This is a genomic window from Agrococcus sp. GW821-FHT14H11, assembly GCF_058803545.1.
On record NZ_JBXAPA010000004.1, the window covers coordinates 42,455 to 55,430 of the forward strand.

At 72.6% G+C, this 12,976-nt stretch carries 11 protein-coding genes; 5 read left to right on the forward strand and 6 right to left on the reverse strand.

The features are described 5' to 3' along the window. Nucleotides 1–125: 125 nt before the first annotated feature. Nucleotides 126–413 carry a DUF2277 domain-containing protein gene (locus tag AC1RNL_RS05620; protein WP_492934681.1) on the reverse strand — a complete coding sequence of 96 codons (288 nt, stop codon included), beginning with the start codon at nucleotides 411–413 and terminating at the stop codon, nucleotides 126–128. A 132-nt stretch (nucleotides 414–545) separates the two neighbouring features. On the opposite strand from AC1RNL_RS05620, the gene AC1RNL_RS05625 reads away from it, so the two are divergent. Further along, nucleotides 546–2,234 (forward strand): HNH endonuclease signature motif containing protein, encoded by a 1,689-nt coding sequence (locus AC1RNL_RS05625; RefSeq protein ID WP_492934769.1) that lies wholly within the window; start codon nucleotides 546–548, stop codon nucleotides 2,232–2,234. A gap of 33 nt (nucleotides 2,235–2,267) precedes the next feature. Here AC1RNL_RS05625 and AC1RNL_RS05630 read toward each other — a convergent pair whose 3' ends face one another. The 4 genes from AC1RNL_RS05630 to AC1RNL_RS05645 form a co-directional block, all read right to left on the reverse strand. Beyond that, nucleotides 2,268–3,113, reverse strand: a complete 846-nt coding sequence (locus AC1RNL_RS05630) for a transglutaminase family protein (RefSeq protein ID WP_128189063.1) — start codon at nucleotides 3,111–3,113, stop codon at nucleotides 2,268–2,270. Next, a complete protein-coding gene (locus AC1RNL_RS05635; protein ID WP_128189099.1) occupies nucleotides 3,110–4,039 on the reverse strand; it encodes an alpha-E domain-containing protein in 930 nt (309 codons plus the stop codon). The genes AC1RNL_RS05630 and AC1RNL_RS05635 overlap by 4 nt, the downstream gene beginning before the upstream one ends. Next, on the reverse strand, nucleotides 4,039–5,745 hold the full coding sequence (locus tag AC1RNL_RS05640; RefSeq protein ID WP_400531832.1) for a circularly permuted type 2 ATP-grasp protein: 1,707 nt from the start codon (nucleotides 5,743–5,745) through the stop codon (nucleotides 4,039–4,041). The genes AC1RNL_RS05635 and AC1RNL_RS05640 overlap by 1 nt, the downstream gene beginning before the upstream one ends. Nucleotides 5,746–5,809: 64 nt before the next feature. Then, nucleotides 5,810–6,532 (reverse strand): FadR/GntR family transcriptional regulator, encoded by a 723-nt coding sequence (locus AC1RNL_RS05645; RefSeq protein ID WP_246992988.1) that lies wholly within the window; start codon nucleotides 6,530–6,532, stop codon nucleotides 5,810–5,812. Between the two features lie 135 nt (nucleotides 6,533–6,667). Here AC1RNL_RS05645 and AC1RNL_RS05650 point away from each other — a divergent pair, with 135 nt between their 5' ends. The 4 genes from AC1RNL_RS05650 (at nucleotide 6,668) to AC1RNL_RS05665 (ending at nucleotide 12,056) form a co-directional block, all read left to right on the forward strand. Next, complete coding sequence (locus tag AC1RNL_RS05650; RefSeq protein WP_492934682.1) at nucleotides 6,668–7,480, forward strand: sugar phosphate isomerase/epimerase family protein; 813 nt, start codon at nucleotides 6,668–6,670, stop codon at nucleotides 7,478–7,480. Between the two features lie 62 nt (nucleotides 7,481–7,542). Then, entirely contained in the window at nucleotides 7,543–8,448 is a 906-nt protein-coding gene (locus AC1RNL_RS05655) for a phosphogluconate dehydrogenase C-terminal domain-containing protein (protein WP_400531829.1), read from the forward strand. Further along, nucleotides 8,445–9,923 (forward strand): GntT/GntP/DsdX family permease, encoded by a 1,479-nt coding sequence (locus AC1RNL_RS05660; protein WP_492934683.1) that lies wholly within the window; start codon nucleotides 8,445–8,447, stop codon nucleotides 9,921–9,923. The genes AC1RNL_RS05655 and AC1RNL_RS05660 overlap by 4 nt, the downstream gene beginning before the upstream one ends. 123 nt (nucleotides 9,924–10,046) lie before the next feature. Next, nucleotides 10,047–12,056, forward strand: a complete 2,010-nt coding sequence (locus AC1RNL_RS05665; protein WP_492934684.1) for an alpha/beta fold hydrolase — start codon at nucleotides 10,047–10,049, stop codon at nucleotides 12,054–12,056. Between the two features lie 28 nt (nucleotides 12,057–12,084). On the opposite strand, the gene AC1RNL_RS05670 is transcribed toward AC1RNL_RS05665, so the two are convergent. Further along, nucleotides 12,085–12,954: a sugar phosphate isomerase/epimerase family protein gene (locus AC1RNL_RS05670; protein WP_492934685.1), complete on the reverse strand. Its 870-nt coding sequence runs from the start codon at nucleotides 12,952–12,954 to the stop codon at nucleotides 12,085–12,087. Between the last annotated feature and the right edge of the window lie 22 nt (nucleotides 12,955–12,976).

Consider the following 12,976-nt stretch of genomic DNA (forward strand, 5'->3'; position numbering starts at 1 on the left):
CCCGTCCCGGGCGTCGGGAGCAGCCCCGACGTAGCGTGCGGGGTGGTCTCGAGACGCACTCGGCCTCCGGCCGAGTGCTCCTCGACCAGCGGACGGGACCGAGGGCTCCTCGACCAGCGGGGGCGTCAGCTCGCGGCCGCCGCCGCCTCCCGCTCGGCGATGCGCGCCCGCACCTCGGGCCGGCGCAGCGGCGGCACTGTCTTCGGCGGCTGGCGCCGCTCGGGCAGGTCGTCGAGCAGGTGCCGCGTGATGTGGGCGACCTCGGCGACCGCCCGCTCGAACGCGTCGCGGGTGCGGTCGGTCGGATGCGTGATGCCCGACACCTTGCGCACGTACTGGCGCGCAGCCGCCTCGACCTCGTCGTCATTCGCGGCCGGCTCGAGGCCGCGCAGCTCGGTGATGTTCCTGCACATGCGGCCAGGGTAGGCGTGCCGCGGAGGCACTCGCCAGGGCCGTCGACACTCTCGACGCGTCCCGTGCACAGGCCGCCTCCGATGTCAGTGGCCCCCTCTACCTTGGTGGCGACGAAGGGGTCGAGGGTGACGATGATCGAGCAGGCGGAGGCAGCGGTGCAGGCCGCGCGCGCCATGCTCACCGGCGCCCTCGACTTCGCGCGCGCCTCCGACGCCGAGGTCGTCGATCTCCTCGCGCGCACTGCCGAGCTCTCGCGCCTCGTCGACGCGCAGCGCGTGCGCATTGCCGGCGAGATCGCCGAGCGGTCCCGGGGCTCCGTCGACGAGTCGCTGTGCCGGCGGCTCGGCCAGCGCAGCGCCAAGGAGGCCGTCGCGTCGGCGTTCGGCATCCGGGCGGGCGACGCGCAGGCGATGCTCGCACTCGCCGCGGCCACGAGACCCGCAGTGGGGGTCTCGGGCGCCGACATCGCCGCGCGCTACCCGCGCGTGGCGCAGGCGCTCGACGCCGCCGCCATCTCGCTGCCGCAGGCGCGAGCCATCGTGCAGCAGCTCGAGCCCGCGGCCCCCCGTGCCGACCTCGAGCAGCTCGCCTGGGCCGAGCAGCAGCTCGTGACGGCGGCGACCGACCCCGACTGGCCGCTCGGTCCCGAGCTGCTCGTCACGCAGGCACGCGCCTACGTCGCGGTGCTCGATCCCGACGGCGTGCTCCCGAGCGCCGAACGGCATCGGGCGCTGCGCAGCCTGAGCCTGCGGCAGCAGCCCGACGGCATGTGGCACCTGCAGATGCTCTGCCCGCCCGAGGCGGGGTCCGCCCTCAAGGCCCTGCTGGATGCGTACACGTCGCCACGAGTGCGGGTCGCGTTCCGAGACAGCGGGGCGACCGCGGATGACACTGCCGATGACGGCGCCCTCAGCGCTCCCGTCGGTCTCCCGCCCGACGAGCCGGTCGACGACCGCACACCCGAGCAGAAGCGCCACGACGTGCTCGTCGCGCTCGTGCAGGCGCACGCCGCCGCCGGCGACGCCCCGGTCGCGGGCGGGGAGCCGCCGACCCTCGTGCTCACCGGCACGATCGACGCGTACGCGGCGTACCTGCACGGCGCCCCGCACGCCGATCGCACCCTCACCATCGAGCACACCGGCGACCTCGTGCCGATCGAGACGGTCGACCGACTGCTGTGCGATGCGCTCGTGCAGAAGGTGGTGCTCGACGAGCGAGGGCACCCGCTCGCGCTCGGCCGCGCCGACCGCCTGTTCAGCCGCGCGCAGAAGGCCGCGCTCGCCAAGCGCGACAAGGGCTGCATCACGCCGGGCTGCGGGATGCCCGTCGCCTGGACGGAGGCGCACCACGTCGTGTGGTGGGAGCAGGGCGGCGCGACCGACGTCGACAACGGCGTGCTGCTGTGCAGCCACTGCCACCACGAGGTGCACGCCGGCCGCCTCCGAGTCATCGCCGCGAGCGACCGGCCGGGCGACTGGCGCGTCGTCGCCGAGCTGCGCGCCGCGAATCGCTACGCCCGGGCCGGGCGCACCACGACCGCTGCAGGATCCGCGCGAGTCGCGACGGCCGCTCACGCCGCGGCGAGCGCCGCGGCCGTCAGGATCGCGGCCGACGCGGCCATCAGCCCGAAGCTCGCCGCCGGATCGGAGCTCGCGCCCGCAGTGCCGCCGTCATCCCCGGTGCCGACGGTCCGCGCGCCACGGCGCACCCGCGCATCCGTCGAGGCACGCCTGCGCGGCATGGCGCGGGCGCGACCCAACGGGCCGCGCCCGCCGGCGCTCGACCTCCGCCCGCCCGCGCACATCGTGATGCGCACCTGACGGGCAACGCTCCGCCGGGCAGAGTTCCGCCGGTCAGCTCTCCTTCGTGATCTCCACGCTCACGAAGAGCTGCGACTTGCCCGCTCCGGCATACACGCCGCGCAGCGGCGGCACGTCGTTGTAGTCGCGGCCGAGGCCGACCTTCACGTGCCGCTCGCCGATGTCGATGAGGTTCGTCGGGTCCCACGCGTTCCACTCCCCGGTGAACCACTCGACCCACGCGTGCGACTCGCCGCGGATCGTCTCGCCGATCTGCGCGTTCGGCCGCGGGTGCAGGTAGCCCGACACGTAGCGCGCCGGGATGCCGACCGCCCGCAGCGCGCCGATCGTGATGTGCGCGATGTCCTGGCAGACGCCCTTGCGGTTCGTCCACGCCTCCGAGGCGAGCGTATGCACGTGCGTCACGCCCGACATGTACTCCATCTCCTCGCCGACCATGCGGGCGATGGCCGATGCGGCGGCGCCCGGCGACGACGACGCATCCTTGATCTCCTGCGACGCCCGCACGAGGTCGTCGGTCGGGCGCGTGCGCACCGTCTGCCCGAGCTGCTCGACGTGCTGCGTGGCGCGCGAGGCGACCTTCTCGAGCTGCTCCCACGACAGGTCGTGGCCGCCGGTGAGGCGCGGGCGCACCTCGACGAGGCTCGTCGCCGTCAGCTGCAGCTCGGTGTGCGGCGCGAGCACGTCGAACGAGACGACCTTCGTGCCCCAGTAGTCCTCGTAGGTGTTGATCGAGGTGTTGGGGCGGATGTCGAGGTTCGAGTAGATGACGAACTGGCCGTCGCTCGTCGACGGCAGCATGCGCGACTCGTTGTACGAGGCGACGGCCGGCTGCTCGTAGCGGTAGCCGGTGGTGTGGCGGATGCGGATGCGGCTCACGATGCCTCCCTCGTCCAGGCGGGCATGTTGTGGGTCGGGAAGTAGCGCTCCCGCACCGCGTGCGAGACGGCGGTCGTCGTGGTCTGCACCTTGTCCATCACGGTCGGCAGGTTCTCGATGATCTCCTGGATGGGCGTGAACTCGAGCTCCGCACGGATCTGCCCGAGCATCCGCTGGGCCTGGTCGACGTAGCCGATGCGGTCCTGCCTCGGCTCGATGTCCTGCAGGCACTCCTCGGCGCCGCGCACCGAGAAGAGGATCGAGCGCGGGAAGAGCCGGTCGAGCAGCAGGAACTCGGCCGCGTTCGTGCTCGAGGGCACGCCGCGGTAGGTGCGCAGGTACGCCTCGTACGCGCCGACCGAGCGGAGGATGGTCGTCCACGAGGGGCCGGATGCCTCGGTCAGCGCCCGGGTCGCGAGCAGTCGGGCGACCATGTCGGCCCGCTCGATGAAGCGGCCGAGCGTGAAGAAGCTCCACGCGTCGTCGCGGCTCGCGGTCGAGTCGGCCATGCCGCCCGCGAGCGCCGCGCGCTCGCGCACCCAGCCGAACATGACGTGCACCTGCTCGGGGTTCACGCGGCGCGGCATGTTCGCGTAGGTGGCGTTCAGCACCTCCCACAGCTCGGTCGAGATGATCTCGCGCGCACGGCGGGCGTTCTCGCGCGCCGCGTTCACCGAGTAGGCGATAGAGGCGGGCTGCGTGCGGTCGGTCGCGAGCGTGTTGACGACGTCGACGCGGGTGAGCTTGCGGTCCGGCGGCGCGTCGTGGCCCATGACGCCGAGCAGTGCGCGGCAGGCGGTGTCCTCGTCGACCGCGACGTCCTCGAGGAGGAGCTGCAGGTAGACGTCGAGGATGCGCGCGGTGCCGTCGGCGCGCTCGATGTAGCGGCCGATCCAGAACAGGCTCTCGGCGATGCGGCTGAGCATCATGAGCGCTCACCTCCTGTCTGCTCGGTGCGGGATGGTCTCGAGACGCCGCCTGCGGCGACTCCTCGACCGGCGGGGTCGAGCGCCTGCTGCTGCTGCTCCTCCTGGCCGGCGCGGCCGCGGGGAGCGTCCTGCGGGCTCTGGTCCTGCGGGTGCTCGTGGCCGCCGACGATGCTGATCGGGCGCGTGAGCGGCTCGCCGCTCGCGCCGAACTCGGCGTCGTGGTCGATCTGCGGCAGCTGCTCGCGCGCGCCGGCGAGCACCCAGGTGTCCTTCGAGCCTCCGCCCTGGGAGGAGTTGACGACGAGCTGGCCCTCGGGGAGCGCGACCCGGGTGAGGCCGCCCGGCAGCACCCACACATCCTTCCCGTCGTTGACGGCGAAGGGGCGCAGGTCGACGTGGCGGGGGCGCATGCCGTCCTCGACGAGCGTCGGGATCGTCGACAGCTGCACGACCGGCTGCGCGATCCAGCCGCGCGGGTCGTCGAGCAGCCGCTGCTTGAGCGCCTCGAGCTCCTCCTGCGTCGCGTCGGGGCCGACGACGAGGCCCTTGCCGCCCGAGCCGTCGACGGGCTTCACGACCAGCTCGTGCAGGCGGTCGATGACCTCCTCGAGCGCGCCCGGATCCTCGAGCCGCCACGTGTCGACGTTCTTGAGGATGGGCTCCTCCGACAGGTAGTAGCGGATGAGCTCGGGCACGTACGTGTAGACGAGCTTGTCGTCGGCGATGCCGTTGCCGACCGCGTTCGCGATCGTGACGTTGCCGAGCCGCGCGGCGAGCATGAGGCCGGGGCTGCCCAGCATCGAGTCGGCGCGGAACTGCAGCGGGTCGAGGTAGTCGTCGTCGACGCGGCGGTAGATCACGTCGACGCGCGCCGGCCCCTCCGTGGTGCGCATGTAGACGCGGCCGCCGCTCGTGAAGAGGTCGCGGCCCTCGACGAGCTCGACGCCCATGAGGCGCGCGAGCAGCGTGTGCTCGAAGTAGGCGGAGTTGTAGACGCCGGGCGTCAGCACCACGACGCGCGGGTCGTCGACGCCCGCCGGCGCGGCGGCGCGCAGCGCGTGCAGCAGCTTGTCGCAATAGTCGCCGACGGGGCGCACCCGCATCGACGAGAACATCTCGGGCAGCGTCTGGGCGATGACGCGGCGGTTCGAGATGACGTAGCTCACGCCCGAGGGCACGCGCACGTTGTCCTCGAGCACGCGCCACTCGCCGTCCTGGTCGCGGATCAGGTCGATGCCCGAGACGTGGATGCGCACGCCGTTGGCGCCGGTGATGCCGGCCGCCTGGCGGTGGAAGTGGGTGGAGGTGCTGATGAGCTTGGCGGGGATGATGCCGTCCTCGACGGCGCGCTGCGGGCCGTACATGTCGGCGAGGAACGCCTCGAGCGCCCGCACCCGCTGCTGCACGCCCGACTCGACGTGGCGCCAGTCCTCGGCGGTGATGATGCGCGGGATGGCGTCGAGCGGGAACGGCCGCTCCTCGCCCGCGAAGTCGAAGGTCACGCCCTGCGCGAGGTAGGAGGTGGCGAGCGCGTCGGCGCGGGCCCGGAGGTCGTCCTTGGTGAGCTCGCTCAGCGCGTCGTACAGCGGCTTGTAGGGGCCGCGCGCCTCGCCCTTGCTCTCGAACATCTCATCCCACGCCGTGCCCTCGCGCTTCCGCGGATTCGCGAAGGGCTTGTCGTAGTCGTCGAAGAGGTCGCCCATGCCCGCGAGCCTACTGGCGCTGTGTTTCGGGCTCGCTCACCGCCGTCCCCCGGCCGGCGCGGGGTCAGCGGTCGCCGGCGACGCGCAGGATGCGCGCAGTCGCGGTGGCCATGTGCTCGGCCATCGCGGCCTGCGCGGCGGCGCTGTCGCCGGCGATGATCGCGTCGGCGATCGCCGCGTGCTCGCGGATCGCCGTCTCGACGTCGCGCGGGTCGTCGACGGCGTGCTCGAACCAGACCCGCAGCAGCGAGCGGGCTGTCGAGAGCAGGTCGCTGAGGATGGCGTTGCCGGCCATGGCGGCGAGGTGCCGGTGGAACGCGATGTCCTGCTCGACGTAGCCGTCGAGGTCGGCGTCGCGCTGCGCCTGCACGAGCGCGCGCAGCCGCTCGGCGTCCTTCGGCGTCACGACCTGCGCCGCCCGCTCGGCGGCGGCGCGCTCGAGCGCGGCGCGCACGAAGGCGACATCCTCCATCTGCTCCTGGTCGACGAGCATCGACCACGAGAGCGTCTGCGGCAGCAGCTCCGACGTCGCCGACCGCAGGTAGGTGCCCGAGCCCGCGCGGGTCTCGACGACGCCCAGCACCTCGAGCGCGGCGATCGCCTCCCGCACCGCCGAGCGGCCGACGCCGAGCGCCTCGGTGAGCTTGCGCTCCGAGGGCAGCCGGTCGCCCGCGCGCATGCTGTCGCCGAGCAGCAGCTTCAGCAGCTGCTGCGCGACCGAGCCGCTCACCGAGGTGGTGGCGGTCGTCGAGCGGCGCAGCGCGTCGAGGAGGGATGCGTCGGACACGGGATGAGCGTACCCCGCGTCGGCCGGAGAATTGGTCAACCGGTTGCGCGGTTGCGGCATCCGCGCTAGCGTGACGACGACCTCGCCGCAGCGGCTGCGCGGGGCGACGGCACAGCACACGACGAGGTTTGCGACATGGACATCGGGATCGGCTCCTACGCCCTGTTCTGGGAGTGGCACGACCACCCGCGTCCGCTCTCCATCGCCGACATGCTCGAGCGGGCCGCCGAGCTCGGCTGCGACGTCTTCGAGATCTGCGACGACCCGCGCATCGAGCAGTGCACCGCCGACGAGCTCGACGCGCTCTGCGCGAGCGCCGACCGCCTGGGCGTGCGCCTGCAGCTCGGCACGCGCGGCATCGACCCCGACCACGTCGCCCGCTACCTCGGCATCGCCACTGCCCTCGACGCGCACGTGCTGCGCTCGATGGTGCAGCGGCCCGACGCCGAGCAGGGCGCCGAGCACGTCGCCGAGCTGCTGCGACGCTCCCTCCCCCGGCTCGAGGAGTCGGGCATCGCGCTCGCGCTCGAGACGTACGAGCAGATCCCCACGAGCGTGCTCGTCGCCGCCGTCGAGGCGGTCGGGTCGCCGCTCGTCGGCATCACCCTCGACCCGGCCAATTGCATCGCCGCGCTCGAGCGGCCCGCCGACGTCATCGACGCGGCCGCGCCGCATGCGCTCGACCTGCACGTGAAGGACTTCGCCTTCGCCCGCCAGGAGGGCTGGGTGGGCTTCACGCTCTCCGGCGCCCGCATGGGCGACGGCCAGCTCGATTTCGCCCACGAGCTGCGCGCGCTCGCCGACGCCGGCCGCTCCCCCGCCGCCATCGTCGAGCACTGGCTGCCGTGGCAGGGCGACTCCGCCGCGACCGTCGCGCTCGAGCGCGAGTGGACGGCCGCGACCCTCGCCGCGCTGCGCGCGGCCGCCGCCGCCGACCCGATGCCGTGACCCACGGCATCCGCCACCCAGACCGATCACCGAACACCGAGAACCGAGAGAGAAGGAGCATCGTGAGTCCCAGCGAGCTGAACCCCCTCACCGGCAAGCAGGTCGACCTCGACCCGTCGCTGACCGTCGCCGTCATCGGCGCCGCAGGCAAGATGGGCATGCGCGTGTCGAACAACCTCGACCTGACCGGCGCCACCATCCACTACTGCGAGGCGTCCGACGCCGGCAAGGAGCGCATCGAGGCGCTCGGCCGCACGGTCTCGACCGTCGACGAGGCCGTCCCCGGCGCCGACGTCGTGATCCTCGCGGTGCCGGACGTCGTGCTCGGCAAGGTCTCGGAGCAGGTCGTGCCGATGATGCAGGCGGGCGCCGTGCTGCTCACGCTCGACCCGGCCGCGGCCTACGCGGGCCTCCTCGCGCAGCGCGACGACGTGCACCAGGCGTGCGCGCACCCGTGCCACCCGTCGGTGTTCCTCGAGCGCACCACGGTCGAGCAGTACGCCGACACCTTCGGCGGCATCGCGGCCGACCAGGACGTCGTCGCCTCGTTCGAGGGCGACGACGAGGCGGCCCGGCAGCGCACCGAGCAGGTCGTGCGGGCCATCTACGCGCCCGTCATCGACGTGCACTGGGTCACGACGAAGCAGCTCGCGCAGCTCGAGCCGACCCTCGTCGAGACGACCGCGTGCATGATCGGGCAGTTCCTGAAGGACTCGATGGACCACGCCATCCACGAGGTCGGCATCCCCGAGGACGCCGTCAAGGCGATCTTCTTCGGCCACATCGGCATCGCGCTCACCAACGCGCTGCGCGGCTCGAACCCCTTCTCCGAGGCCTGCCACCTGGCCATGGACTACGGCCGCGAGGCCATCATCAACGATGACTGGAAGCGCATCTGGGACGACGAGGACCTCGACCGGGTGCTCACCAAGATGCTGAAGATCGACAAGATCGAGAGGACCCGATGAGCCCCATCTACCTGATCGCGGTGGCCGTCGTCGCCATCGCGCTGCTGCTGTTCCTGGTCATGAAGCTGAAGTGGCCGGCATACCTCGCGCTGCTCGCCGTGTCGGTGCTCACCGCGCTCGCCGCGGGCATCGCCATCCAGGAGGTCATCCCGACCGTCATCGCCGGCATGGGCACGACCCTCGGCAACGTGGCGCTGCTCGTGGGCCTCGGCGCCATGCTCGGCGGCATCATCGAGAAGACCGGCGGCGCCGAGATCATCGCGCGCAAGGCCGCGAAGGTGCTCGGCAAGGACCGCCTGGGACCTGCGCTCCTCATCGCCTCCGGCCTCGTCGCGATCCCGATCTTCTTCGACGTCGCCTTCATCATCCTGGTGCCGATCATCTTCAGCTTCGCCAAGGCATCCGGCCACAAGAGCCCGATCGCGCTCGGCGCGCCCGTGGCCGTCTTCATGGTGTTCATCCACAACGCCGTGCCGCCGCACCCGGGCATCGTCGGCTCGACGACCCTGCTGAACCCGGATGTCATGGGTCTCGTCACGATCCTCGGCATCCTGCTGGCGATCCCCATGGGCTTCGTCATCTGGTGGCTCTCGAAGCGCATCATGGCGCGCGGCTCGTGGGAGATGTCGCCCGAGATCGCCGAGAAGTACGCCGACGCGGGCGCCGCGAACCTCGGCTCGGGCGACCGCGACCTCGACGGCGGCGCCGGCGCCGGCCGGGCCACGCTCACCGCGGCCGACCCCGTCACGGGCACCTCGACCACGACCGCCGTGCGCGAGCGCACGATCACCACGCCGAGCGCCGGCGCGGTCGTCGCGCTCATCCTGCTGCCGATCGTCATGATCGCGATCGGCACGGTCGGCAAGCTGATCGTCGAGCCCGAGACGCCGGTCGCCAACGTGCTCGCCTTCATCGGCGCGCCGGCGCTCGCCCTGCTCGTCGCGTGCGTGCTCGCGATGTACCTGCTGGGCGTGCGCCACGGCTGGGGCAAGCAGGACATGAGCGACATCATGGACTCGGCGCTCGCGCCCGCCGCGATCGTCGTGTTCGTCACCGGAGCGGGCGGCGTGTTCGCCCGCGTGCTCACCGAGTCGGGCATCGGCGACGCGGTCTCCGGCATGCTCGTCGACGCCGGCGTGCCGATCATCTTCCTCGCCTTCATCCTCGCGCTCATCTTCAAGGTGGCGCAGGGCTCCGGCACGGTCGCGACGCTCACCGCCGCGGGCCTCGTGCAGTCGACGGTCGCGGCCGGCGGCTACAGCGAGCTCCAGGTCGCGCTCATCATCCTCGCGATCGCGATGGGCTCGGTGTCGCTGTCGCACATCAACGACTCCGGCTTCTGGATCGCCACGAAGTTCATCGGCCTCTCGGTCGCGGGCGGCCTGAAGACGTGGACGTTCATGTGCACCGTGGTCGGCTTCCTCGGCATGGCGATCGTCTCGGTCGCCTGGCTGCTGGCGTCGGCGATCGCGTAGCGCCCACCGCCGCATCCCCGGGCCCCGGCTCGCGAGCATCCGCTCGCGGGTCGGGGCCCTTCGGCATGCCCGATGCCCGACGGATGCACGGGGTTGGGAATTCCGAACCGGTAGCGTCGGGGCATGGCTGACGAGCGATTCGACGACTTCACCGACATCGAGGGCCTGCTGCGGCTGCCCCGCCACGCGGGGCTCGCGGCCTCGCCGAGCGGACGGCTCGTGGCAGTCATCCAGCAGGCCGACGAGCACGGCTCGCGCATGGTGCCCTCGCTCTGGGAGCTCGACCCGGCCGGCGAGCGCGAGGCGCAGCGGCTCACGTGGTCGGAGAAGGGCGAGAGCGCCCCGCGCTTCGCCCCCGACGGCTCGCTCCTCTTCTCCTCCGCCCGGCCCGACCCGACCGGCACGGCCGACGAGGACGTCGCCGCCATCTGGCGCCTGCCCGAGCACGGCGAGGCGCGCGTCGTCGCATCCGCCCCCGGTGGCCTGAGCCTCGTCGCGGTCGCCGACGACGGCACGATGCTCGCCACCACCGAGGTGCTCGCGGGCGGCACGCTCGCTGACGACGCCGAGCGGCGGAAGGCCCGCAAGCAGGCGAAGCGCACCGCCATCTGGCACACCGGCATGCCCATCCGCTACTGGGACCACGAGGTCTCCGACGTGAGCCCGAGGCTCGTGCTCGTCTCGCCCGACGGCGACGTGCGCGAGCTCACGCCCGGCGCCGACACGCTCAACCTGCTCAACGCATCCGCCGACCTCTCGCCCGACGGCGAGCGCGTCGCCACCACCTGGACCACCCGCGTCGCCGGCGGCGAGACGCGCTCGGCGATCGCGGTCGTCGACGTGCGGGCGCGCCGCCGCCGCGTGCTGCTGCGCGCGACCGCCGCGCACCAGTGGGCGCGGCCGCGCTTCTCGCCCGACGGGGCGGCGCTCGCCGTCACCCGCCTCACGACCTCGAGCCCCACCGACACGACCTACGACTTCCTCGAGATCCATCCGCTCGGCGGCGGCGACCCGGTGCTCGTCGACGTCGGCGACGTCTCGGTCACCGAGTACGCGTGGGCGGATGCGTCGACCCTGCTGGTCGCGGGCGACCTGCACTCGCGGGGCGCCGTGCTGGCGGTGGATGCGTCGACCGGCCGGGTGCGGACGCTCGTCGACGACGCCCCGCACGCGTCGCTCGCACCGACCGCCGACGGCCGCTCGGTCTTCGCGCTGCGCACCGACATGGCGACCCCCGCGGCGCCCGTGCGGATCCCCGTGCGCGGGCGCGGCCAGACGGCAGCCATCGAGGCCCCCGGCCGGATCGGCGCGCTGCCCGGCCGGCTCGAGTGGGTCGAGACGGACGTCGACGGGGTGACCGTCGGCGGTTGGCTCTGCACGCCCAATGCGGCGAGCACGAAGGCGCCGGCGCCGGTGATGCTGTGGATCCACGGCGGCCCGCACGGCTCCTACAACGCGTGGAGCTGGCGCTGGAACCCGTGGCTCGCGGTCGCGCGCGGCTACGCGGTGCTGCTGCCCGACCCCGCGATGTCGACCGGCTACGGCCACGAGGGGCTCAACCGCGGCTGGCCGCGCCTCGCCGACGTGGTGTGGCGCGAGTGCGAGCGGCTGCTCGACCACGTGCTCGAGCGGCGCACGCTCGACGGCTCGCGCACGGCGCTGCTCGGCGCATCCTTCGGCGGCTACATGACCAACTGGATCGCCGGGCACTCCGACCGCTTCGACGCGATCGTCACGCACGCGGGGCTCTGGGCGCTCGACCAGCAGCACGCGACGACCGACGCGGCCGCGCAGAAGGTGCGCGTGCACGGCCATCCCGACCTGCTGCCCGAGTGGTACCGCTCCTACTCGCCGCACCACAGCGCATCCGCCATCACCACCCCGATGCTGCTCACGCACGGCAACCGCGACTACCGCGTGCCGGTGAGCGAGGCCATGCGCATGTGGTGGGACCTCGTCTCGGCGTGGCCGGGCAGCCCCGCCACGATGCCGCACCGCTTCCTGCAGCTGACCGACGAGAACCACTGGGTGCTGCGCCCGTCGAACGCGGTGACGTGGAACCGCGCGGTGCTCGGCTTCTGCGACCAGCACGTGCTCGGCGGGGAGCCGCTGCCCGACGCGCTGCCCTGGTAGCGGCGCGCGGGCGGGCGCGCTCGCCGTGTCAGTGCAGCGCGATCGTCTCCACCGCACGCAGCTGGTCGCGGATGAAGCGGTTGGCGTGCGCTGCGAGGTCGGCGGAGTCGTCCCAGAGGTTGCGCCAGATGCCGAGCGTGTTCGACAGCGACTCGGAGACCACGGCGCTCGAGAACGACTCGAACACGACCGGTCCGTCGTAGCCGACCCGCGCGAGGCCGCGGAAGAACGAGCCGAAGTCGACCGAGCCGGTGCCGAGGTAGCCGCGGTGGCTCTCGCCGATGTGCACGTAGCGCAGCCGATCGCCGGCGTCGAGCACCGGCTCGAGCATCCCCGACTCCTCGATGTTCATGTGGTACGTGTCGAGGTGCAGGTGCACGTCGTCGTGGCCGACCTGCTCGAGGAACCGCAGCCCTCCGCGCGCGGTGTTCGCGATGTTCGTCTCGTAGCGGTTGACGATCTCGAGCGACAGCGTGACGCCCGCCGCCTGCGCCCGGTCGCCGAGCCGCGCGAGCGCGGCTGCCGAGGCCGCCCGGCCCGCCTCGGTCGGCGGCACCATGTACTTCTGCATCGCCGAGTAGATGACGCCGCACAGGTGCTCGCCGCCGGCCTCGGCGACGACGTCGATCGCGCGCTCGAGCAGGCTCTCGCCCTTGCGGCTCACCGCGGCGTCCTCGCTGGAGAGGTCGTGCGCCGCGTCGAGGCCCAGGCTCGCGGTCATCGCGATGCCGTGGTCGTCGACCATGCGGCCGACGAGCGCGCCGTCGAAGGCGTACGGATCCATGAGCGGCAGCTCGAGCAGGTCGAAGCCCGCCTGCTGGGTGCCGGCGATGGCGGCCTTGAGGCCCGCCTCGTCGAATTCGCCGGTGAAGACGAGGCCGTGGACGCCGATCTGCATGGGAGAGCTCCTTCGCGCTGGG